Source organism: Paenibacillus peoriae KCTC 3763, assembly GCF_000236805.1.
Classification (GTDB): domain Bacteria; phylum Bacillota; class Bacilli; order Paenibacillales; family Paenibacillaceae; genus Paenibacillus; species Paenibacillus peoriae.
The window spans coordinates 77192-99950 of sequence record NZ_AGFX01000041.1; the positions used below are offsets into that span (position 1 = coordinate 77192).

At 46.2% G+C, this 22759-nt stretch carries 23 protein-coding genes and 1 other RNA gene; 11 read left to right on the forward strand and 13 right to left on the reverse strand.

All coding sequences use genetic code 11. The features are described 5' to 3' along the window. Window positions 1–5 precede the first annotated feature (5 nt). Window positions 6–677 carry a zinc metallopeptidase gene (locus tag KQI_RS0121430; RefSeq protein ID WP_010348918.1) on the forward strand — a complete coding sequence of 224 codons (672 nt, stop codon included), beginning with the start codon at window positions 6–8 and terminating at the stop codon, window positions 675–677. Between the two features lie 96 nt (window positions 678–773). On the opposite strand, the gene gltC is transcribed toward KQI_RS0121430, so the two are convergent. Continuing rightward, on the reverse strand, window positions 774–1703 hold the full coding sequence (gene gltC / locus KQI_RS0121435; protein WP_010348919.1) for a glutamate biosynthesis transcriptional regulator GltC: 930 nt from the start codon (window positions 1701–1703) through the stop codon (window positions 774–776). A gap of 97 nt (window positions 1704–1800) precedes the next feature. Next, a complete protein-coding gene (locus KQI_RS0121440; RefSeq protein ID WP_010348921.1) occupies window positions 1801–2424 on the reverse strand; it encodes a rhomboid family intramembrane serine protease in 624 nt (207 codons plus the stop codon). A gap of 119 nt (window positions 2425–2543) precedes the next feature. On the opposite strand from KQI_RS0121440, the gene tpx reads away from it, so the two are divergent. Then, a complete protein-coding gene (gene tpx / locus KQI_RS0121445) occupies window positions 2544–3062 on the forward strand; it encodes a thiol peroxidase (RefSeq protein ID WP_010348922.1) in 519 nt (172 codons plus the stop codon). 94 nt (window positions 3063–3156) lie between these two features. Here tpx and KQI_RS0121450 read toward each other — a convergent pair whose 3' ends face one another. The 4 genes from KQI_RS0121450 to cshA form a co-directional block, all read right to left on the reverse strand. Then, window positions 3157–3549, reverse strand: coding sequence for a DUF1499 domain-containing protein (locus KQI_RS0121450; RefSeq protein ID WP_029390272.1), 393 nt, complete (start codon window positions 3547–3549; stop codon window positions 3157–3159). 216 nt (window positions 3550–3765) lie between these two features. Continuing rightward, window positions 3766–3960: non-coding RNA, 6S RNA (gene ssrS / locus KQI_RS28145), on the reverse strand. Between the two features lie 52 nt (window positions 3961–4012). Continuing rightward, on the reverse strand, window positions 4013–4780 hold the full coding sequence (locus KQI_RS0121455) for a YesL family protein (protein ID WP_010348924.1): 768 nt from the start codon (window positions 4778–4780) through the stop codon (window positions 4013–4015). Between the two features lie 234 nt (window positions 4781–5014). Then, window positions 5015–6595: a degradosome RNA helicase CshA gene (gene cshA / locus KQI_RS0121460; protein ID WP_010348925.1), complete on the reverse strand. Its 1581-nt coding sequence runs from the start codon at window positions 6593–6595 to the stop codon at window positions 5015–5017. Window positions 6596–6917: 322 nt separating this feature from the next. On the opposite strand from cshA, the gene KQI_RS0121465 reads away from it, so the two are divergent. The 4 genes from KQI_RS0121465 (at window position 6918) to KQI_RS0121480 (ending at window position 11073) form a co-directional block, all read left to right on the forward strand. Beyond that, window positions 6918–7739 (forward strand): YitT family protein, encoded by an 822-nt coding sequence (locus KQI_RS0121465; RefSeq protein ID WP_029390273.1) that lies wholly within the window; start codon window positions 6918–6920, stop codon window positions 7737–7739. A 172-nt stretch (window positions 7740–7911) separates the two neighbouring features. After that, the gene (locus KQI_RS0121470; RefSeq protein WP_007429817.1) at window positions 7912–8100 is read left to right on the forward strand and encodes a hypothetical protein; all 189 of its coding nucleotides are present in this window, start codon (window positions 7912–7914) and stop codon (window positions 8098–8100) included. 220 nt (window positions 8101–8320) lie between these two features. Further along, complete coding sequence (locus tag KQI_RS0121475) at window positions 8321–9499, forward strand: putative glycoside hydrolase (protein ID WP_010348929.1); 1179 nt, start codon at window positions 8321–8323, stop codon at window positions 9497–9499. Window positions 9500–9702: 203 nt separating this feature from the next. Beyond that, complete coding sequence (locus KQI_RS0121480; RefSeq protein ID WP_010348930.1) at window positions 9703–11073, forward strand: MATE family efflux transporter; 1371 nt, start codon at window positions 9703–9705, stop codon at window positions 11071–11073. Here KQI_RS0121480 and KQI_RS0121485 read toward each other — a convergent pair. The 5 genes from KQI_RS0121485 to KQI_RS0121505 form a co-directional block, all read right to left on the reverse strand. Beyond that, a complete protein-coding gene (locus tag KQI_RS0121485; protein ID WP_010348931.1) occupies window positions 11070–11279 on the reverse strand; it encodes a DUF3906 family protein in 210 nt (69 codons plus the stop codon). The genes KQI_RS0121480 and KQI_RS0121485 overlap by 4 nt on opposite strands. 117 nt (window positions 11280–11396) lie before the next feature. After that, entirely contained in the window at window positions 11397–12368 is a 972-nt protein-coding gene (gene pfkA, locus KQI_RS0121490; RefSeq protein WP_010348932.1) for a 6-phosphofructokinase, read from the reverse strand. 23 nt (window positions 12369–12391) lie between these two features. After that, window positions 12392–13471 carry a tetraprenyl-beta-curcumene synthase family protein gene (locus tag KQI_RS0121495; RefSeq protein ID WP_029390275.1) on the reverse strand — a complete coding sequence of 360 codons (1080 nt, stop codon included), beginning with the start codon at window positions 13469–13471 and terminating at the stop codon, window positions 12392–12394. 214 nt (window positions 13472–13685) lie between these two features. Beyond that, the gene (locus KQI_RS0121500) at window positions 13686–15101 is read right to left on the reverse strand and encodes an MATE family efflux transporter (protein ID WP_010348935.1); all 1416 of its coding nucleotides are present in this window, start codon (window positions 15099–15101) and stop codon (window positions 13686–13688) included. Between the two features lie 207 nt (window positions 15102–15308). After that, the gene (locus KQI_RS0121505; RefSeq protein WP_010348936.1) at window positions 15309–15506 is read right to left on the reverse strand and encodes a cold shock domain-containing protein; all 198 of its coding nucleotides are present in this window, start codon (window positions 15504–15506) and stop codon (window positions 15309–15311) included. 172 nt (window positions 15507–15678) lie between these two features. Between KQI_RS0121505 and KQI_RS0121510 the strand changes: the two genes are divergently transcribed. The 5 genes from KQI_RS0121510 to KQI_RS0121530 all read left to right on the forward strand — a co-directional run bounded on the left by KQI_RS0121510 (window position 15679) and on the right by KQI_RS0121530 (window position 19646). Next, window positions 15679–15912: a hypothetical protein gene (locus KQI_RS0121510; RefSeq protein WP_029390276.1), complete on the forward strand. Its 234-nt coding sequence runs from the start codon at window positions 15679–15681 to the stop codon at window positions 15910–15912. A 7-nt stretch (window positions 15913–15919) separates the two neighbouring features. Next, window positions 15920–16108: a hypothetical protein gene (locus tag KQI_RS29400; RefSeq protein ID WP_010348938.1), complete on the forward strand. Its 189-nt coding sequence runs from the start codon at window positions 15920–15922 to the stop codon at window positions 16106–16108. A 198-nt stretch (window positions 16109–16306) separates the two neighbouring features. Beyond that, window positions 16307–18103 carry an oligoendopeptidase F gene (gene pepF, locus KQI_RS0121520; protein ID WP_010348939.1) on the forward strand — a complete coding sequence of 599 codons (1797 nt, stop codon included), beginning with the start codon at window positions 16307–16309 and terminating at the stop codon, window positions 18101–18103. Between the two features lie 114 nt (window positions 18104–18217). Then, on the forward strand, window positions 18218–18595 hold the full coding sequence (locus tag KQI_RS0121525; RefSeq protein ID WP_010348940.1) for a LapA family protein: 378 nt from the start codon (window positions 18218–18220) through the stop codon (window positions 18593–18595). 13 nt (window positions 18596–18608) lie between these two features. Continuing rightward, a complete protein-coding gene (locus KQI_RS0121530; protein WP_010348941.1) occupies window positions 18609–19646 on the forward strand; it encodes a M42 family metallopeptidase in 1038 nt (345 codons plus the stop codon). 149 nt (window positions 19647–19795) lie between these two features. Here the strand turns inward: KQI_RS0121530 and KQI_RS0121535 are convergent, their stop codons facing one another. Next, window positions 19796–21745, reverse strand: coding sequence for an ABC-F family ATP-binding cassette domain-containing protein (locus KQI_RS0121535; protein ID WP_010348942.1), 1950 nt, complete (start codon window positions 21743–21745; stop codon window positions 19796–19798). 175 nt (window positions 21746–21920) lie between these two features. Then, on the reverse strand, window positions 21921–22721 hold the full coding sequence (locus tag KQI_RS0121540; RefSeq protein ID WP_010348943.1) for a DUF92 domain-containing protein: 801 nt from the start codon (window positions 22719–22721) through the stop codon (window positions 21921–21923). Window positions 22722–22759 lie beyond the last annotated feature (38 nt).

Below are 22759 nucleotides of genomic sequence, written 5' to 3' on the forward strand. Positions count from 1 at the left end.
GCTTTATGATGGGTATGTATATATTGATTATTCTTGCGTTCGGATTATCCTTATGGGCGCAATTTCGTGTAAAAGGTACTTTTAACAAGTGGGCTGACGTTCCCAACGAAAATGGGCTGACAGGTTATGATGCCGCCCGGCACATGCTGGATCGTAACGGTTTGCATGATGTTCCTATTGAACCGGTGCCCGGTGCGTTATCTGACCACTATGACCCGATACATCGAGTGGTACGCCTGTCCGAGCCAGTATATTATGAAAAATCCATTTCCGCGGTTGCCGTAGCTTGTCACGAGGTCGGTCATGCGATTCAGCATAAAGAGCATTATCCGATGCTGGCACTGCGTCACCGTATCTTTCCGATCGTCAACTTTGCATCCGGTATTGCACCGTTCCTGCTGATTGCCGGTTTCTTGTTCAGCTTTACGAACCTGATCGGTCTGGGTATTATCTTTTTCTCGGCTACGGTTGCTTTTCAATTAATTACATTGCCGGTCGAATTTAACGCTTCCAACCGCGCACGTGAAATTATGGTTTCCGAAGGCTTTATCCGTAGTGATGAAGAACGAGGTATCGCCAAAGTATTAAATGCAGCAGCATTAACCTATGTGGCCGCTGCTCTCGTTTCCTTGCTGGAACTGATCCGCTTGATTGGTATTTTTAACAGTCGCGACTAATCGCTTGTATTGCAAAAAAGGTTGCTCCTCCGCCATATGATGGTAGAGGAACAACCTTTTTTACTATCTATGCTAATACTCTGTGCTCACTTGCGTTCAATCTGCTTTAGCACTCCCATTCGGAGCAACTGCACTGCCTTGAAGACCAAAATAGTCCAGCAAAAAAGTACGAAACGATTTGGCAACGAGCGGAAGCTTGTCATCCCTGCGATGAATCAGGCCAATCGTTCGCGTCACCTCCGGGTCAACAATCGACACTCTTGCCGGCTGAAGTGGATTGGTCTGAAATAATGCCATTTCAGGCAAAAGACTGACCCCCATACCGGCTGCAACTAATCCGCGAATTGTATCCGTCTCCTCGCCTTCAAAAGCGATATCCGGCGTAAATCCAGCCTCCAGACAAGCCTGCCATACAATCGGACGCAGCGAATATCCGTCCCTGAACAGGATAAACTTCTCACCTTTAAGCTGATTTAGCGTAATATGTTTGGCTGTAGCCAAAGGATGATTAGGCGGCAGGACTGCAAACAACTCCTCAGTCAGTACCACATCCCCCTCAACATGATCATGCCGATCCGGGAATGGAGATACAAAAGCCAAATCCACCTCACCTGCGGACACATCACGGATCAAACTTGGATACATCCCCTGTTTAAATCTGAATTTAACATTGGGATACCGCTTACGGAACTCAGCCACCACCGTAGGAATAAGATGAATTCCCAAACTGTGCGGAAAACCGATGCGGATTTCGCCCCTTTCAGGGTCCAAAAACTCATGCACCTCCAAAACAGCCCGTTCCAAGTCCTTTATAATCGTTTCAACCCGTTTGCAAAATAGCTGTCCCACCGGCGTAAGCTGCAAGTTGCGGCCTTTTTGCATAAAAAGGTTAACCCCCAGCTCCTCTTCAAGCTGATGAATTTGCCGACTAACCGCAGATTGCGCCACATGTAGCTCCTCGGCTGCCTGAGTGACATGTTCTTTTTGCGCTACTTTCATGAAGTATTGCAACTGTCGTAATTCCACTCCGATATTCGCTCCAATCTGTTTTTCAACATCCAGAGGAAGATGTTATCGAACATCATCCTCATTATTCCCCTGCCTATTTACGATAAAGCTGTCATTAGTGACGTTTACGTTGGCCAGTTAATCTAACCATCAATCCATACAGGAAAAACCCACTGAGCAAGCCGCCAAAGTGAGCGGTCCAGTTAATGTTCGCCACAGCGAAAGAAAACAGGATACCAAACCCGAGTAACGTGTACAGTGTTTTGCGTGAAGCGTCATCCATAAATGAACGTTGAAACAGGGCAACGTACAAAAATGCACCATAGATACCATATATCGCTCCTGAGGCTCCTACAGAGACAGTCGTTTCCGCTACCATGTTGTAATGCGCGATGGACATCACATTCCCTACAATACCTGTGACCAGATACAGCAGCACATAGCGCAAGGAGCCCAGCAAGCGCTCCAGCGGTGGAGCAAAAACGAGGATCGCAAAGGAATTAAACAAAAGATGATCGAACCCTGCGTGTAAAAACATAGCTGACACATAGCGCCATAGCTGATCAGTGAAAGGTGCCTCATTAATCAGGGCGCCATACCGAATCAGCGTTAAACTATTCTGCGATCCACCCTGTACGGTAAGCACAATAAACATGACAATATTGATGAGCAAAATCAGACAGGTCACCGGGTAAAAACGCAAATAGCTTTTCCAGTTCTCATAACGTAAAAAAATCAAGGCAATCCTTCCTTCACGGGGTGTCTCCACCTTATTCAAATTGGACAATGTCTTTTATAAAAGATTATAATAGATTTCGGCAACGATAACCAATCTAAAAACCAAGGAGGCTATTACATATGACACAAGAACGTACAGGAGCTGCTACTTTTAAAGGCAATCCATTGACTCTCTTAGGTCCTGAATTGAAAATTGGAGATCAGGCACCTGATTTCAAATTGCAGAAAAACCTGCTGGAAGCAGCTACGCTTCAAGACTTTGCAGGCAAAGTCAAACTGATCAGTGTAGTTCCTTCTCTGGATACAGGCGTGTGTGACGCACAGACTCGACGTTTTAACCAGGAAGCCGATTCCCTTGGAGATCAAGTCGTAGTATTGACTGTCAGCGTGGATCTTCCGTTTGCACAAGCTCGTTGGTGCGGAGCTGCGGGCATTGACCGCGTATTGACATTGTCCGACTACAAGGATCATTCCTTCGGTGAAGCTTATGGCGTGTTCATCAAGGAATTCCATTTGGATCATCGGGCTATTTTTGTTATTGACCAAAATGACAAAATCGCTTATGTGGAATACTTGAGCGAAATGTCCGAGCACCCTGACTATGATCAAGCGATTGCAGCGGTGAAAAAACTCGTCTAAATCAAGACTGAGAATATTAAAAAAGCGAGTGAAGGGTTGCCTTCCTCGCTTTTTTTGACATGGGTCTGTCCCACCACTGCTCACACGTCTACAATTACTGCACGACCTTATAAGCGGACAGCTTCTTGTCAATCATTGCGAACAACTGCAAAATGATACGATAATTCGCACCTAAGTCCCCCAGCGATCCACGTGACGCGGAATAAATATCCACCGCACTTCGAACTGGCGAAACAGACAATATAGAAACAGTAATATCGACAGTTCTGCCGAACGCCGTTCGCTTCTCTAACGTAATCTCACCTACGGATGCTACCTCATGGAGTACCTTATAGCCAGGAATCTTTTTTAAGATCGATGTCACTTCTTCCCAAGCCTTGTCTCTCGATAAGTTATAATAGCGTGTTTTCATTTGGGGGTCCTTGACCCGGTCGCTTGTACTTTCTTGGCTGCGCACAATCCCTACCAGAGTCCTTTTCAACGACAAGACATTTCCTCCTTCACGATAATCGTTGCCATCATGCGGCACATCGGTTTTCTTTTGCTGCAAGCGCTTTATAAAATATGATAAACAACCAAAAGCGAGCCCGATCATACCTGTGGCATGCGACCTTAGTGCCTCATGTCTTAGTTTAACATTGTTGCATACAAAAAACACCCTGTTTCTGCACGCAGCAGTACCAGAGTGTGTTCATTACGTTGCGGAATACCCGCTGATGCCGTCCGACCATAGCGTCTTCTGAACCTGCTTTAGCAGGTGGGTGATCGCAGAACAAACTTTTGAAGTCCCCTTGTCAGGAATTGACAGGGCTTTTCAGCTATTCATCCGTATTGATCTCCCTAGACATTGTCATTGGTTCAAAACAACAAATGACCGTAACGCGCATCGCAGGATGTGACCTTATTATAGCGCTTCTAACTCAGAAAGTAAACGCTAGGAGAAATCTGTTTTATTTTTGGAGGTTATCACTTTTCTTGTCTTCAACGCTTTCCTGCTCCTCATCCTTCTGCTTCATCTGTTCCATCTGATCCTGCATTTTGAGAAAAGTTCCGTAAAAATTAAAGAAAGCGAACCAGGCAACAACACTGCCGATAAAGAATAAGAAAAGCACGGGATATTTGACCCCGATAAATATAACAACCGCGCTGCCGAGCATAGTAGAAAATACACGAAATGGCCGAATCAGCGTCAGTAAAACCGCATTTTTCATAATTTGTCCGATAGACATATGGTAATGAGCCACCATCGAAAAGAAGTTAAACATAGACACGAGCAAAATAATGATAAGAATAAGCATGATAACGCCCACGATTTGTAGGTTGCTGAGTTGTGTCATATAAACGGTATAATCCACATACATGATAACAAACAGTAACGTGTAAAAGATGCCCCCGATCAGGCTCTGCTTATAGTTTTCCTTGTAGCCTTTAAAGAAAGTACGAAACACACCGGTATCTGTGTCACCCATCACCCATTTGCGAACAACGGTAAACATAGCCGATGTGGCGGGGAATAAGGTAAGCGGTGCCAAAATAGCCATTGCCCAGTTCATTTGTAAAGATTCATTAGCCAAATTCTGATTCATGACAAGTAGTTTGAGTATGAGGCAGAACATAAAAGGCGACGAACATAACACCCATAATAAATTGGTAGCTGCCAGTCGGGTAATCCATTCCGTCAAGCGGTAAATACCACCCATAGCTCCTTTAAACTCCAATGCTAGTCTCTCCCTCCGTGAGCCTTGACAGTTCCAAGACTCATGTTGCTATGCCTGTAAATTCCGGCTGTTGACTATATCATAACGTATTTCATCCCTAATGCGCCAGTGAATTCAACAGGTAGTTCGTCACAGCAGGTCCCTTTGCCAAGAAGGGGTTATTGAGCATCATCTGCCACTAAAACAAAAAAAGCCGAAGCTAGTATTCACTTCGGCTTTTCAATATATTAATTTTTATTCGGAAGAGGAATCTTCACGTCTTGCAGGACGACGAGTTTCTCCATTGCTGCTCGTGCGTGGTTTGCGATCTCCACTGTAGCGGCTTCCGGAATCACGGTTGTAGCCACCGCCTTCTTTGCCACGGTTGTAACCGCCATATCCGCCTTTACCGCCACTGCCGCCAGAACGGTTGGAATTATAGCCTCCGTTGCTGCGACCGCTATAGTTGGACGGCTTGCGACCGCCAGAACGAATGTCCGGTTTACGACGCTTTGCACGGATTGGATCTTCAGGAGTCAGCTCAATTGATGCTTCTCTCTTCTCACCAGTCATCAGCTTCAGAGCTGCGGAGAGAAGTTGTACAGAATCATATTGCTCAAGCATTTGAATAGCCAAACCTTTGTACTCGTTCAACTCACCTTTTTCTACAGCTTCCAGAAGGCGTTCTGCGATGATGCGTTGCTTGCCTTCGAGAGCCTCAGCCAGTGTTGGAAGCGGCTTACGTGGAATGCGGTGACGGGTTACACGTTCGATGAAATGTAAATGGTCAATTTCACGAGGCGTTACGAAAGACCATGCTTCCCCTTCTTTACCTGCACGTCCAGTACGGCCAATACGGTGAACATAGCTTTCCGGATCTTGTGGAAGGTCAAAGTTCACAACGTGAGTTACGCCGGAAACGTCCAAACCACGAGCAGCCACGTCCGTCGCCACGAGCACGTCAATGCTTCCATCGCGGAATTTGCGCATAACAGCATCGCGTTGATTTTGAGATAAGTCACCGTGCAAGCCATCTGCAGAATATCCACGTTTTTGCAGAGCTTCAGCCAGCTCGTCTACCCGACGCTTGGTACGACCGAATACGATGGCAAGTTCTGGGGATTCCATATCGATCAGACGGCTCAATGCTTCAAATTTTTGCCGTTCAGGAACTTCAATATAGGCCTGTTCAATCAGTGGAGCGCTAACTTGTTTAGGAATAACTGAAACATGCTCAGGGTCTTTGAGGAATTGCTCAGCCAGTCTTTTAATATTAGGAGGCATTGTAGCCGAGAAAAGCATCGTTTGACGCTCGTCCGGAACTTGCTTCAAAATGGATTGGATATCTTCCATGAAGCCCATATCCAACATTTCATCCGCTTCATCCAAAACAACCGTGTTTACGTCTTCCAGCTTGATGGTTTTGCGGTTAATATGATCGAGCAGGCGTCCTGGTGTACCAATAATAATTTGAGGTTTCTTTTTCAAAGCGCGGATCTGGCGCACGATATCTTGACCGCCATAGATTGGCAACGTGCGAAGACCTTTAAAGCGAGATAGTTTTTCAATTTCTTCAGCCACCTGAATTGCAAGCTCGCGTGTTGGAGCCATAATCAGAGCTCTGATTTTTTCGTCGTTTTTGGAAATTTTGCTGATCAGTGGAATACCAAAGGCTGCGGTTTTACCAGTACCTGTTTGGGCTTGGCCAATCATGTCTTTGCCTTGCAGTGCAATCGGAATGGATATGGCCTGAATTGGTGTGGCTTCTTCAAAACCCAGCTCCGTAATCGCCTGAATTACTTTAGGTTCAAGATCAAATTCTGCAAATGTCGTCAAATTTATTCATACTCCTTCATAATGGTGGATGTGGTGGACAATCCACAATGTTGTCTGTATTCTTAAGTAGCGATATTATTGTATAAGTTTTCCCCAATACAGTAACAGTTTATTTGACTTAAACTGCACTTTCTGTAATGACTCAGGGAACCCTATCCGATACATCTTAAACGAATTTACCCTTTTTAAAACAGTTTAAATTTTAAGTGTTTCTCTGGACATAGGTCCCTACTCAAGAATATCCACATCGCATTATAGCACAGAACAATTCATGAATACCAGCAAGTTGCTTCCCGCATAATTTAAATGAGGTGAAAAAAAGTTGTTAAAAATAGTGTTAAACTGCTTCGTAGTCATTCTTGGAGCCGCTGCCATAGCATGCGGTTTTAATCTGTTTCTCGTGCCCCACCACCTGCTGAGCGGGGGAGTAGCCGGGGTTTCCATGTTAATCGGCTATTTCACAAAATTCAATATCAGCACCATGTATTTTGTCATCAATATCCCGATGCTTGTTGCAGGCTGGTTTATTTTGGGCAAACGATTTATTAGCCTGAGCATCTTATCCGTTGTTGTTACAACGTGGATTTTGGCCTGGGTTCCGGTGCAATCTGTCGTATCGGATACACTATTGGCCTCCGTCTTTGGCGGGGTACTGATCGGCGTTGGAGCAGGGCTTTCCTTCCGGGTGGGAGGGTCTACTGGTGGTTTTGACATTATCGGCTCCATTGTTACCCGTTATCGTGACTTCCCCGTCGGAACTGTACTTGTCGGGTTGAATGGGCTGGTTATTCTCGCGGCAGGATACTTGAATGGAGATTGGAATATTGCGCTGGCGTCAATGCTGTCCATTTTCGTGACTGGAAAGGTCTTGGATCAAATTTATGTAAGCCATACGAAAATCACTGTCTACATTATTACAGGACACACCGAAAAACTGTTGAGCCGGATGTTGGCCACGCCACGCGGTGTCAGCAAAATCAAAATTGAAGGTGCATTCTCACATACGGAAAAGGATATGCTAATGACTGTTACAACACGCTATGAACTGGTCGAATTAAAGCGCATCATTAAGGAAGTCGATCCGTCTGCTTTCGTTAATATTGTGGAAACCGTTGGAGTCATGGGTTCCTTCCGCCGAAGATAAGCATGTACCCGAGTGTCAAAATTCAGTTTCTGTGGTACACTATACGTGCGCTGTACCCATCATATTTATAAGACCGCTTTACCTGCTATTTCACAGGCACTTTGCTTTTCCGATTCGTAATGAATGATTCTTTTGGAATGATTCCGAACAGGAAAGGGTGATTATTGTGGAAATGGAAACGGTAAAACTGTCCGACATCGTCTTAAGATGGTATCCTGAAATGCTCCCTTCTCTCAAAAAGAATGAGCTGAACTCGATGATTGTCCTCCGGGACGGGATGTCCATACTCAAGCCAACGGATGCGCTAGAGATTATTCAGTACAGTATTTGTGAGCACCAGAACGATAATTATCTTCAATAAATCGCTTTACTCAGTGCCGCTTCTTCCGGTTGTGCCTACAGCCGTGAGGAAGCGGCATTATTTATGCAATGATGTGGATTCATCGATCGATCGTTGGGTTAATCATGTAAGACTATGCCTGACGGCTTGCACTAGCTTTGGTTACAAAGATGTTGTTTTTTGGATACCTGACTTTACGTATAATCAGGTAAGCGACAGATATAAGGGAGAGAACTGGGGAATGAATATGATTTGGGTAATTATGTTAATCACCTTGGGGATGAGTGGAAATGGAGAACAGACCGCCAATATACCAAGGGTCAAAGATACGGTAGCAACAACACTCGGCAGCGCCATGATTCAGGCCCAGCACAGTAGCATGAAGGTAGATGCATCTAATCCTCCGGTCAAATTAGACCCGCAGCCGACCACGCCAGCTATCAAAGGCATTTATGTAACGGCTTATAGCGCAGGCGGTTCGCGCATGAATCAGCTGCTGGATTTGATCGATAAAACAGAGCTCAATGCTATGGTCATTGACATTAAAGATGATGCAGGTTACATAACTTATCCAACGACCAGCCCTGAACTGCTAAAATTGGGCAAGCCCCAAAAATTTATTCGCGATATTTCCGGTTTGATGGATCGTTTGAAAAAGCATAAGGTTTATCCGATCGCCCGGATCGTCGTATTTAAAGATACCGTGCTGGCTAACAAAAATCCCGAACTGTCGTTCCGCAATCCTGACGGGACGGTCTGGAAAAACGGCAAGGGAGACGGGTTCGTCAATCCTTATAACAAAGAGGTATGGGATTATAATATCGCCATTGCCAAGGAAGCAGCACAGCTCGGTTTTAAGGAGATTCAGTTTGACTATGTACGTTTTCCCGAAGGCTTTGAGAAAAGAGCAGATAAGCTAAAATACACCAAATCGGAACATTCACGCTCGGATGCTGTAGCCGAGTTCGTACAATATGCTCGCAAACAGCTTGCTCCTATGGGTGTGCGGGTGTCTGTAGATATTTTCGGATATGCCGCATCCGTTCCTGCTGCCGAGGGAATCGGACAGGATTTTACTAAAATCTCTGAAAATGTGGACGTCATTTCGCCGATGGTCTATCCAAGCCATTACACAACAGGCTGGTTTGGTGTCAAAGACCCGGATAAAAATCCTTATCAGACGATAAAAGGCTCCATGGTCGATACACATAAAAAGCTGGATCCAACAGGCAAGCTGAAGCCGATTATTCGTCCGTGGATTCAGGATTTTACCGCCAGCTGGTTGGGCAGTGGCCATTATGCCAAGTATGGGAAAATCCAGGTCGAGGATCAAATTCGAGCGCTTAAGGATATGAAGGTGGATGAATATTTGCTCTGGAATGCAACAAACCGTTATACGAGCGGAGTAACGTACAAGTAATGTATTGATTCCTGAACTTATCATTATTTTCCCCAATATGCGATCTCTACAAATCTAAAGGCTGACTTCTCGTTAGAATGACGGGTGCAGTCTTTTTTGTTGCTGTTCAAATGTTACAGTATCCCTTACAATGATTCTTGACATGTTATGATATATCTTGTGATATATCATAGTAACAACTCTTTTGTAAATGAGGAAACAAAATGCAATTAACAATTACAATGAGTCAGAAATGGAAACAGCTATTTTACATTTTGCTACCCATCCTGATTACCCAACTCGCATTATCCGCGATGACTTTTTTTGATACCAATATGTCCGGGCACTTTTCTCCTGCCGACCTGGCTGGTGTAGCTATCGGAGTAAGTCTGTGGATCCCCGTACAAACAGGCCTCAATGGCATACTGATGGCAATCACGCCGATTGTGTCCCAATTGGTTGGGGCACAGCGCAAAGATAAAGTCTCCTACTATGTCATTCAAGCGCTTTGGCTCTCTCTTGCCTTGTCCATGATCGTTCTGATTGCAGGCATTTTTCTCGTCAATCCTATTTTGAACGGCATGAAATTGGAACCAAGGGTTCATAACGTTGCACTTTACTATCTTTGTGCGATGGCATTTGGGGTTATTCCATTATTCGCCTACACTGTGCTCCGAAGCTTTATGGATGCCTTGGGACAAACACGATTTACAATGGCAATCACACTGATGTCACTCCCCATCAATATTCTGTTAAACTATTTGCTTATTTACGGAAACTGGGGTTTTCCACGTCTGGGCGGTGTGGGGTCTGGGGTTGCAACCGCCACCACCTATTGGATCATTATGCTGGTTGCTGGCATTACTGCGCATCGAGGCAAGAAATTTGCTGAATACCGAATTTTCCGCAAAATATACGGAATTGCCGCCAGTGCCTGGAAAGAGCTTATCCACATTGGTGTACCCATTGGATTTGCGATATTTTTTGAGACTGCCATTTTTTCTGCCGTCACTCTCTTGATGAGCAGTTATAATACAACCACCATCGCCGCTCATCAGGCCGCCATGAACTTTGCAAGCACGTTGTATATGCTTCCACTTAGCATTTGTATGGCACTTACGATTCTGGTTGGTTATGAAACAGGGGCTAATCGTCCGCGGGATGCTAGAACCTATAGTATACTGGGCATCAGCACCGCAGTGGTTCTGTCACTGATTACAGCTATTGTGCTGCTCATCTGGGGTGAACAGGTGGCTCGACTGTATTCCACCGATCCGCAAGTTATTCAGTTGACTCAGCATTTTCTAATTTACGCGATTTTCTTTCAAATCTCGGATGCGATCGCTACACCTACTCAAGGAGCACTACGCGGGTATAAAGATGTCAATCCGGCCTTTCTGCTCACATTCCTGTCCTATTGGGTCATTGGGCTTCCCGTGGGGTATATACTCGCACGCTGGACTTCCTGGGGCCCCTATGGCTACTGGATCGGTTTGATTACGGGTTTGGCAGTAGGTGCTATTTTGCTGCTCTGGCGTCTGATGCTGGTACAACGTCGTTTTACCGCAAAAAAACAACACGCAGAGGCTGTCTAGCCTTTGCGTGTCTCAATAACATATGCTGCGCCTGGAGTTATTCTTTTCTTCTCCACAATAGCCACCTCATTCAGCTCGGGGGGATACAGAAAGTGTCTCTCCACATGCTGATCAATCTCTTTAAATGCCTGTTCTTCATTTTCAGCGGCGAGAATGACCGTCAAAGCTCCCTCTGAGCTGTCCACCTCGATTTTGAACAAATACATGCGTTATAGCCTCCTTATCGTATTCAAAGTTAAAAAAATAGCGGATGACTCGGGTCATCCGCATAACTTTACGTATCTTCAAAATTAGAACCGATCTACTACAAGTAAGAACTCTTATTATTGGGACAGACGCAATGCCAGCTCGTAAAGTTCCATATTAAATTCTTTTTTCGTGCTTACAACCTTACCAATGTCTGTAGCTACCAATTTACCATCAATGATTCCGCAGGCTTTATCAGATACGCCCTCAATCAATTGGCGAACAGCAAAGTCACCCAGACGACTCGCCAGATTGCGGTCAAACGCGGTTGGTGTACCCCCGCGTTGGATATGCCCAAGTACTGTAACACGCGGCTCATACGCCGGACAGTTTTCCTGAATTACTTTTGCTACATCTTCGCCTTTGCCTACACCCTCAGCAACGATAACGATACTGTGGCGTTTGCCATGCTTAAAATTTTGTGTCATCCGATCAGCTACTTCTTGCAGGTTAAAGTCTACCTCAGGCAACAAAATAGTTTCCGCGCCGGAAGCCAGCCCCGCATGCAAAGCAATATCTCCGCAATGACGTCCCATTACCTCCACAACGGAAGAACGTTCATGGGATGACATCGTATCACGCAGCTTGTTGACCGCATCCACTACGATACTAACCGCCGTATCAAAACCAATGGTGTAGTCCGTGAAGGAAATGTCATTGTCAATCGTACCCGGGAGGCACATGGTTTTAATGCCTTGCTTGGTCAGTTTGTTAGCCCCTTGGTAGGAACCGTCGCCACCGATTACGACTACGCCATCAATTCCACGGTCACGCAAAATTTGCGCGCCTCTCTTTTGTCCTTCCTCAGTCGTAAACTCAAGGCAGCGGGCAGATTGGAGTACCGTACCCCCACGTTGGATAATATCTCCAACGCTTCTCAGATCCATCGGGAAAATATCATCGTTCAAAAGGCCTTGGTAGCCGCGTTGAATCCCGAACACTTCCAGTCCGAAATACAAACCGCTGCGTACGACGGCGCGAACTGCGGCGTTCATCCCTTGTGAATCTCCACCACTTGTTAATACTGCAATTTTCTTAACTGCTGTCATGATTTATGACCTCCTCAAAATAATCATATAAGCCTTCTTATCCATCGACTGTTCAATAAGAAAAACAAACGCATGAGCGGACTGTTTTTCATCAAACGTCTCGAAACAGCGCGTACATCCTGCTGCTCGCTAACTTTGGGGTCGGATAAATATAAAGCCAGCAATCCCTCGATAATCATCCGGTGAAAGGAGCTGGCAGGGACATTTGCAATATCAGCCCGCGCCCGATTCACAACGTAGGCGATCCGGTCCAGCATCATGTCGGTATCTTTATAATAGTTGCAAAAGTTAAGATCTCCGCCCTTCCGGTCTTCGTCTTGATCGATTAGATAATCCAGCAAAATATGAAGACTGCACACATGTGGAAAATACGATGCATGTATTGAGGCAGCCCCCGCATCTGTGAGATGCCGGTCGCTGGCAGCAAGAAACAGCATAAAGACCCCCAGGGTTGAACCCGTAGCCGCAGCAAATTCGTTCCAGCGCAACTCCGGTGTACGATCCTTATGTAACGACCACCAGTCCAAAAGCGCTTGTTCCCGCAGCTCGGGTTTAATATGCTTGTATACTTGCAAATCCGTGTATAATCCCGCTAAATCCTGAACGTAAGGCATTGCCGCCTCATACCCCGGAAGCCTGCTTACACAAGACTGACAGGTTGTCACCAGCCCGGTCAAATAACCGTCATCCTCCTGCTCCCGACGCAATTCATAATAGTTCACTGGCTTAGCCGCCGGATTAACCGCATCCAGCATAGACTGGTGCAGCAGCCTGAAATCATCCGGGTCCATAGACGTACTGCGATCACACAGGTTGTCCAGATAATCGCTAATGGTCTGGTACGCCACAATCAGCGGAATTAGCGTCTGCCGCGCAGACATATTGGCTGCGGCATAAACCGCGCCACCTACGCAGTGAAACGTCTTATTCGCTATACTTGCAAGTGCCTGACCTCTCAACTCGGGATCCGGGATCTGCTCCGCCTTGCTCTTCCAGTTGCCCAATTCTTGTTTTGTTTCAGGGAGAATATGCTTGTACATTCGGCTCATTAGACCTATGGGGCCTCTCGGTACTTGATAACGTCCTTGCTCAACATAACTCAAATGACGGTGCCTCCACATTGTTGTCTACGTAATTATACCTATCCAAACCATATTCATTATAATATGATCGTCCTTTTAGCACAAATGAACAACCTCACTTTTTTCTTTATTATCCGAGGATTTTGCAAATCATGTTCCAAGAAAAATGGGCTATTTTCACAAAAAGACTTACACCTGTAATATTTAATTCGCATGAATAGCACAAACGTCCTACTTATCCCTCATCCTTTGCTGGCTTCATGCCTTGTGGGAGCTCTCCCATGCTCGCTTGCTTCCACTTCCCGGAAGCATAATAAAACACGATGGCCACCGCAGAGATAACGAAACCAACAGGAAAGCTCCACCATACAGCATCTAAACCATACTCATCGACAAACGCATAAGCCAAAGGTATACGGATGCCCCATAATGAAATAATGGTAATTAAAAGCGGTATCATGACGGAGCCCGTAGATCGAACAACACCTGTAATGACATTGGTAATACCGAATATAACAAAGGACCACAAGGTAATTAGATTAATCCGCATCCCCAATTCAAATGCACCACCTGTAGAAGGAAGGAACATCAGCAGGGCCTGACGGTTAAACACGTAAATTAATACCACAGCTCCGCCAGTCAACACAAAATTGTACACAATTCCAATCCAGGTAGTCCTCCGTACTCGATCCCAATGTCCGGCTCCGATATTTTGAGCAGCAAAGGAAGACACAGCTGCACCTAACGCCATTGCCGGCATCTGCACATAGCTGGACAAATTATTCGCTGCCGTATACGCCGCCGCTGCCACAGTCCCGTAGCCGTTAATCAAATTCATCAACGCAATTGCGCTGGTGGAGACAGCAATCATTTGCAGCCCCATCGGCACTCCCTTATGGATCAGGGTCCAAATAATCTTCCAGTCGAATCTCAGCAAGTGAAGCTCTGAAGAGGTAATACACAAAAAGTATTTTACACGATAAAGGTAAAAGAGAATCAGCACGAAACTGATCCCTTGAGCGATCAAGGTAGCAGCTGCGGAACCTCCAATGCCCATCGCGGGTATCGGTCCCCATCCGAATATCAATAAGGGATTGAGTAGTACATCCAGCACGACGGAGATGAGCAGAAAATAAAACGGTGTTTTGGAATCCCCAGCCCCTCTCATGACGGTCATAATGTAGTTATAGCCGTACAAAAAAGGCATGCCCGCGAAAATAATACGCGTATACGTGATCGCCATGTCTACCGATTCGGCAGGTGTATTAAGCACATGGAGAATCCACGGAACACCCAAAAAACCGATAATGCCTATAGCCAAAGCAAGCACTAGAAAAAAAACGGCACTTGTGCCAACGACACGCTTGGTTTCAGCAATGTCCCCTGCTCCGATATGTTGTCCGATCAATATGGTGGCGGCCATCGTGACGCCAAAGATCGAACTGATCAGAAAAAACATGATAATATTTCCATTGGAAGCGGCAGTCAATGCGGCCTCTCCCAGAAACTTTCCTACCCAGATCGAATTGATGGTTCCATTCAGGGATTGCAGAATGTTTCCGAACAGCATCGGCAAAGAGAACATAAACAGCGTTTTGGCAATGGGGCCTTCAATTAAGGAAGGCTGTGGGCTAGCCTCTGCTGCACTCATTTTATCAACTCCTTCAATTTAAAATGACTCCTGCCTGGGTTTATTACGTATACTACCCTATTCCGACTCAACCTCTTCATATCATAAAGGTTTTTACGCAAAAAAGCGCAGTTCCTTAAATTTAAGGAACTGCGCTTTCAATTCATTGTTTAACCGTAATATATAAGACATCCGTAAAACGGAACAATTCTTACAATTCAGTTACACTTACAGTTTGTTAACGTTAGCTGCTTGTGGTCCACGGTTACCTTCAGTAATTTCGAATTCAACCGCTTGACCTTCTTCCAAAGTTTTGAAGCCGTCGCCTTGGATTGCGGAGAAGTGTACGAATACGTCCTCGCCACCATCCACTTGGATGAAGCCATAACCTTTTTCTGCGTTAAACCATTTAACTGTACCTTTCAAGTGAACAACCTCCTAAAAATACCGCCATCTATGGCGAATATCCATATTATACTTCATGCTTTTTCACAATGCAATTGATGTTTTTGATGAATTTTCAAGCTGGAATGATTTGCTTTTGCGGCGGAAACTGCGGTATCATGAACCAAAACATCTATATATCGGAGACATGCATATGATGAAAAAACACGAAATATACAAAAAAGACAAGTGGAACATGATGACAGTCGAAGTGCAGGGCCGTTACATCGTTCTAAGGGAAATATCCGATGATTGGGGCGAGGAAGCCCACACCTTTTTGAGCCGTCCGGCGCTGATGCAGTGGGCTCAAAATCGGTTTCCCAAGCAGTCCTTTCAAGATAACGAGGAAGAGTGGCAGCGGATCATGGACGCTTTCAAACAGGTATAGCTGACTCATGGTGTCCAACAGCTATCTCATCTTCATTATTTTGGCCTTCACGCTGGGCGGAGTGCTGATTATGAAACGTGATACGATACCGGCTCCTCTCAAAAAGTGGATGGCCCTCACTGCTGTGATCATGGTTTGCCTTGCCTTTTACCTTATTGTATACAGCTTATTAAATATAGGTTCCACCCCACAGTAAGGAAAATTATACTTTCGGAGGTAAGAGGTCATACTATGGCATACAAGCCATGGTATAAGGAGGATATGCCGTTATATGCATCCTGTAAAACCTCTTGCCCTGCTGCTTGCGGTAAGCGTGGCGGTTTCTTCGTTTTGGCATCCGTCCCTTGCCGCCGCAGCCCTACCCCACATTATGTTCGATCAGAGGAGGCTCCCCATGAGTAAAATTGTAAAACGCGCCGATGCGCCGGTGGAAAATACATGGAAACTGGAAGACCTGTTTCCTGACCGCAAAGCATGGGACCAAGAATACGAAGAAGTCAAACAATTAGCCAAAAAGGCTGCACAATTCCAAGGCAAGCTGAATTCAGCCGAAGCGATTGGCAACTGCTTTAAACTGGAGGATGAACTGTCGCTCAAAACCGAGCGGGTCTATGTGTACGCCCATCTGCATCATGATGAGGATACGGCTGAACCTACATATCAAGGGCTTTCCCAAAAAGCCAAAAAATTAGGCGTTGAGGTTAGTGAGTCACTATCTTTCGTGACACCGGAAATTTTGGCCCTGCCGGATCAACAGCTTGATGCCTTCATTGAAGATCCGAAGCTGGCGGATTACAAATTTACCCTTCAAGAAATGAAGCGGGAAAAGGCGCATGTTTTGGGCAAAGCAGAAGAAGCGCTGCTTGCTCAGGTTGGCAATCTGGCTCAGGCCCCGCAAACGATTTTCGGTATGCTGAACAACGCCGATTTAAAATTCCCTAAAATTAAGGATGAAAACGGCAAAGAGGTTGAGCTGACCCATGGCAGCTATATCCAATTTCTCGAAAGTCCGCACCGTGAAGTACGTGAGCGTGCTTTTAAAGCAGTCTATGACACGTATGCCAAAAATAAAAATACGATTGCTTCCACACTGAATGCCAATGTGAACAAAAATATTTTTTATTCTCGTGTTCGCAAATATCCTTCCGTATTGGAAATGTCACTATATGGTGACAATATTCCGAAGGAAGTGTATACGAATCTCATTGATACCATTCATGAAAGCCTACCTCTGCTCCATCGTTATATCAAGCTGCGTAAAAAGCTGTTAGGTGTGGATGAGCTCCATATGTATGATTTGTTCGCTCCGCTTGTGGACGAATACAAAATGGACATTACGTATGAAGACGCCAAAAAGCAAACGATAGAAGGTCTTAAGCCACTCGGTAAGGATTATCTGGCTTCATTGCAAAAAGGCTATGATGAGCGCTGGATTGACGTATACGAAAATGAAAATAAACGTACAGGCGCTTACAGTTGGGGAGCTTATGGCACCCATCCTTATGTACTCCTAAATCATAAGGATAACCTGAACAGCATGTTTACACTTGCTCATGAAATGGGGCACGCGTTGCATTCCTATTATTCAGACAACGCATTGAAGTACAGGGATGCACAGTACACCATTTTCCTGGCTGAAGTAGCTTCTACGACCAATGAAGCATTGCTGATGGACTACCTGCTGAACAAATCTACCGATCCAAAAGAGAAAATGTATCTTCTCACCTACTATGCGGACCAATTCCGTACAACGGTATTCCGTCAAACGATGTTTGCGGAATTCGAGAAGATTGTACATGAACGCGCAGAACAGGGAGAATCCCTTACGCCGCAGCTTTTGTCAGAAATTTACTATGATCTGAATGTGAAATATCACGGTCCAGGCATGAAGGTAGACAAAGACATTGAAATGGAATGGGCGCGTATCCCCCATTTTTATAACAGTTTTTATGTCTACAAATATGCTACCGGCTTCTCGGCAGCAACTAGCTTCTCGAAACAAATTCTCGAAGAAGGCCAGCCGGCCGTTGACCGTTACTTAGGCTTCTTGAAGAGCGGCGGCAGCGATTATTCCATCAATATTTTGAAGAATGCTGGCGTCGATATGTCCTCACCGCAGCCAATTCGCGAGGCGATGAGCGTATTCGAGGGAGTCATTACGGAAATGGAAAAGCTGACGGAAGGCAAATAGGACCGTGCACGCACACAATCCAGCATTGAAACAATGCACGGATAAATCCCTTGTCCATGGTGGGCAAGGGATTTTATAATGTACCGTAAGAATGGAACGGGAGGAGGTGGCAATTTGAAAACACAATGGTCTTTAATCGCTGCTCTTGTTATCGCCTTGTTAACGGCTGTATTTGCTGTCATTAATGTGAACTCGGTTCAAGTGAACCTTCTGTTTAGTGTAGTAAATATCCCCTTGATCCTGCTTATTCTTGGCTGCACTCTTTTGGGTGGACTTATCGTCGGTTCATTCGGTATCTTCCGCCAATACAAGCTTCAGAGAGAACTGAAACGTCTGACTGCTCAGCTTCATACACTGCAAGAAGAGCATAACTCCGCGATGGAAGCATATGCGCATACGACCTATGGCACACCTGATTCATCCAGCACATTGTCTATATCCGACAGAGTTACAGAGCAACCGTCCTCTAACCCTGATCGGTTGTCCAAATGAGGAGGAGCACCAAATGACGATTCAATTGAATGAAGATTACATGATGAGCTTTTTACAACAGCTGCTGAACACGCCCAGCCCCAGCGGGTATACTCATCATGTAATGGAACTGATCCGCAAGGAAGCCGAAAGCCTCGGGGTTCCGATCGAATGGAACGCCAAGGGAGGCGCCATCTTGACCTTGGAAGGTCAGGACACAGGCCATACGCTGGCACTGAGCGCGCATGTGGATACATTGGGCGCGATGGTGCGCTCGATTACCAATCAAGGCACCTTGCGTCTGACATCCGTCGGCGGCTTTATGATGAATAGCATTGAGAACGAATACTGTCTTATTCATACCAGAAGCGGACAAACGTATACGGGCACCATTCTGTCCACTCATCCATCCGTGCATGTCTATGACGATGCACGAAGTTTTGAGCGCAAAGAAAGTCATATGGAGATTCGGATTGACGAACGGGTCGAATCAAAAGAAGACGTGCTACAGCTTGGCATTGCGGTGGGCGATTTTATTTCGTTTGATGCCCGTCCGGTCATAACACCGAGCGGCTTCATCAAATCCCGGCATCTGGATGATAAAGCCAGTGTGGCTGCGCTATTTGGCTTACTGCAATCCGCCGTACACGAAGGCTGGAAGCCTCGGCATACCGTTAGACTACTCATTTCCAACTATGAGGAAGTAGGACACGGAGCGGCATACATACCCGAAGGAATCACTGAGATGATAGCTGTCGATATGGGCTGTATAGGTGAAGATCTGAGCTGCAAGGAAACGGATGTGTCGATCTGTGCTAAGGATTCCTCCGGGCCCTATGATTATCACATGACGACTCGTTTGATTGAGTTGGCCAAAGAGCTTCATATTCCGTATGCAGTTGATATTTATCCGCACTACGGCTCGGACGCCTCGGCTGCGCTGAAAGCAGGCAACAATATCCGGGCCGCACTGATCGGCCCCGGTGTACACGCCTCGCACGCGATGGAGCGTACGCATAAGCAGGCCGTGTTGAACACTGCCCGTCTGCTTGCGGCTTATGTGACGGTTTAATCTGGATGATGACAACCGCCCTGTCACATCAGGCGATAGACCAGTAATTAAAAAAGCAAGTCTTCCGGTTTTACGGAGACTTGCTTTTTTAGTCTGAGCAACAAGAAAAAATCGCTCCTGCACCATGTTGGTACGTGCTATATGAATGCTTACGACTTGCTTTGTTCAATTTGCTCAGCAAGCTCGTTCAGGTAGGTCCACCGCTCCATTTGATACTCCAGATGCTCTTCGGCCTTCGCTTGCTCAGCCATAAGCTCCTGTAGCCGGGCCGAATCACTGAAAGCCTCCTCCATTTGTCGCTGGATGTCGGCTAACTTCTCTTCGGCTTGTTCAATCAGGTCGTCAATTTGCTCATATTCCCGCTGTTCCTTAAAGGTGAATTTAAGCTTGGTTTTGCTTATCTCCTTGACCGAATTCGAAGCACCTGCTGACTTTGGCACAGAAGACCGAGCCGCAGAAGTTGTACCCGGCGAGACAGGCGCAGCCGCAGATGATTGAGCATTTTTGCTCATCCATTCTGCATACTCACTGTAGTCGCCCACATGCACTCGTACCTGTCCTTCGCCTTCAAATGCCAGTATTTTATCCACCGTCCGATCCAGGAAGTACCGATCATGAGAAACGATGAAAACCACGCCCGGAAATTCATCCAGATAGTCTTCCAGTACAGAAAGGGTCTGAATATCCAGATCATTTGTAGGCTCATCCAGTAACAGCACATTGGGGGCGGACATTAGGACACGCAGCAGGTACAAGCGCCGTTTCTCCCCTCCAGACAATCGCGAAATAACCGTCCATTGCGCGTTGGGCGCAAACAGGAAACGCTCCAGCATTTGCGCAGCTGTAATCGTTGATCCGTCTGCTGTACGAATCACTTCAGCCTCTTCCTTGATGTACTCAATGACACGTAGTGATTCGTTCATTTCCTGATGTTCCTGAGTAAAATAGCCGAGTTTCACGGTCGGTCCCAGTACAACACTACCGGAATCCGGTTCCACACGCTGGGCAATCATTTGCAACAGTGTAGATTTCCCACTGCCATTGGGACCTAGGATACCGACACGATCCCCTGGAACCGCGATATAGCTCAAATCCTGTATCAGCTTGCGGGAATCTACCGATTTGGACAGATGCTCCAGCTCCAATATCTTTTTACCGAGGCGCGTAGAGGCTACGGACATTTCTACAGATCCTGAACGAGCTTCCGGCTGCTGATCCCTGAGCTGCTCATAGCGCTCAATACGCGCTTTCTGCTTGGTCGAACGAGCCTTTGCTCCCCGGCGAATCCAGGCCAGCTCATTACGCAGCAAGTTTTTCCTTTTCTGTTCCGAAGACGCTTCCCGCTCCTCGCGTTCTGCTTTCAACTCCAGAAAACGGGTGTAGTTGGCCTCATAGCGGAAAAGCCGTCCATGATCCAGCTCCAGCATGACATTCGCAACTCGATCCAGAAAATAACGATCATGCGTGATCATTAATAGCGCACCGCGTCTTTTTTGTAAATATTGCTCCAGCCATTCCACGGACTCATTATCAATATGGTTGGTAGGCTCGTCCAGAATGAGCAACTCGCAGGGTTGGATCAAAGCCGCCGCTAAAGCTACCCGCTTGCGCTGACCGCCGGAAAGAACGCCCATACGCGCCTCAAACTGGGTAATTCCCAGTCGGGTAAGTATATTTTTGGCCTCACTCTCCAACTGCCATGCCTGAAACGTATCCATTTGCTGGCTTGCCCGCAACAGACGACTTTGAAGCTCCTCGCTGCCCGGATTCAGTTCCAGCAGCTCCATGATTTCCGTGTATTCACGCACGGCTTTCATTTCTGGCTGGTTGCCGTGAAAAATATGCTGGAGTACCTTCATCTCAGGATCAAACTCTGGGTTTTGCGCCAAATACTGAATACGTACATCATTGTTCACTGCGATATTGCCATCATCTGGCGGCTCCAGCCCGGAAATCACTCGTAAAAACGTTGATTTACCGGTGCCATTCACACCGACAACTCCTATTTTGTCACGTTCATCCATACCAAAGGAAGCATCCTGAAACAACACTTTCTCGCCATAGCTTTTCGTTATATGTTCAACGGTCATAATATTCATACGGATTCCCTACTCTTCCCCAGTTTTGTACTGCATCCTGTTTATTTTAACACAGACACAGCTAATGATTAAAAAAAACCGTTACCTGAACAATGTCAGTACGGTTTTTAGCTACAAGATACCAGGTTTATTGCCTGCGGCTTTACAGCCGTAGAAGGATTGGAACTCGCTCAGATTAAAAGAAAATACCCGCAAGAGCAACCAATCCTCCGAAAATAGAACTGATGGTATTCACCCGATCATTACTCATCCAATGCCAGCCACGCATATATACTGTTGCTTGTCCACAATGTGAGTCTACTTCTACTTCCCGCCCACAAACCGTGCAGGAACGCATCCTCTGCACCGTAGCTCCAAGATAGGAATCAGCAAAGGCTCCCGCACTGCCAGATATGCCTCCAATCAATGCCCACAGCCATATCGGCAAGACTGGCGTTCCTAGGGCATATCCAAAGATCCATGCACCTATTCCGATCAATACGCCCCCAGCCAGGGCCGCAGTCGTTCCCATTGCAGATACGCCTCCCGAGGTTCCGGGTGCCAGCACCTTCCCGTTAAGCACTGAACGTGGTGGCTTACGGCTCAGACTGCCGAATTCCGTTGCCCACGTATCGGATGTGACTGTAGCCATGACACCAACAAATGCCAGCTGCCAGGCCATGTGGGGCCATATGGCATACCCCAGACATAGCAGCATACCTAATCCCCCATTGGCCCATACCTGACCTGCATCCCGATTGCCGGTTTTGGCATACGATTTTTCAAGCTCTGCCTTGCGCTCCTTTTTGAACCTTGACAGGAGAGTTGATGTTATGAAAAACAGGAGCAAAGTACCGAACCAGAACAGATTGCCTGCCCCATAATACACGGTTCCCATCAATACAGCCGCGACAAAGCCTGATAGCGTTAAGGATTTTTTATAAAAAGCAGCCCCCGCCACCACAGCAGCGCAAAGCAAGCCAATGATCCAGTCCATGAAATACCCCCGCTTGTAAATGGAATCTTTCTATGATA

What these genes read in the sequence shown, in the direction of transcription:
- KQI_RS0121480 (WP_010348930.1), top strand. Translation starts at nt 9,703, where the DNA reads ATGCAATTAACAATTACAATGAGTCAGAAATGGAAACAGCTATTTTAC.
- KQI_RS0121540 (WP_010348943.1), bottom strand. Translation starts at nt 22,721, where the DNA reads ATGGACTGGATCATTGGCTTGCTTTGCGCTGCTGTGGTGGCGGGGGCT.
- KQI_RS0121430 (WP_010348918.1), top strand. Translation starts at nt 6, where the DNA reads ATGATGGGTATGTATATATTGATTATTCTTGCGTTCGGATTATCCTTA.
- KQI_RS0121470 (WP_007429817.1), top strand. Translation starts at nt 7,912, where the DNA reads ATGGAAACGGTAAAACTGTCCGACATCGTCTTAAGATGGTATCCTGAA.
- KQI_RS0121500 (WP_010348935.1), bottom strand. Translation starts at nt 15,101, where the DNA reads ATGAGTGCAGCAGAGGCTAGCCCACAGCCTTCCTTAATTGAAGGCCCC.
- KQI_RS0121475 (WP_010348929.1), top strand. Translation starts at nt 8,321, where the DNA reads ATGAATATGATTTGGGTAATTATGTTAATCACCTTGGGGATGAGTGGA.
- pepF (WP_010348939.1), top strand. Translation starts at nt 16,307, where the DNA reads ATGAGTAAAATTGTAAAACGCGCCGATGCGCCGGTGGAAAATACATGG.
- KQI_RS29400 (WP_010348938.1), top strand. Translation starts at nt 15,920, where the DNA reads ATGGTGTCCAACAGCTATCTCATCTTCATTATTTTGGCCTTCACGCTG.
- KQI_RS0121530 (WP_010348941.1), top strand. Translation starts at nt 18,609, where the DNA reads ATGACGATTCAATTGAATGAAGATTACATGATGAGCTTTTTACAACAG.
- KQI_RS0121535 (WP_010348942.1), bottom strand. Translation starts at nt 21,745, where the DNA reads ATGAATATTATGACCGTTGAACATATAACGAAAAGCTATGGCGAGAAA.
- pfkA (WP_010348932.1), bottom strand. Translation starts at nt 12,368, where the DNA reads ATGACAGCAGTTAAGAAAATTGCAGTATTAACAAGTGGTGGAGATTCA.
- KQI_RS0121510 (WP_029390276.1), top strand. Translation starts at nt 15,679, where the DNA reads ATGATGAAAAAACACGAAATATACAAAAAAGACAAGTGGAACATGATG.
- tpx (WP_010348922.1), top strand. Translation starts at nt 2,544, where the DNA reads ATGACACAAGAACGTACAGGAGCTGCTACTTTTAAAGGCAATCCATTG.
- KQI_RS0121485 (WP_010348931.1), bottom strand. Translation starts at nt 11,279, where the DNA reads ATGTATTTGTTCAAAATCGAGGTGGACAGCTCAGAGGGAGCTTTGACG.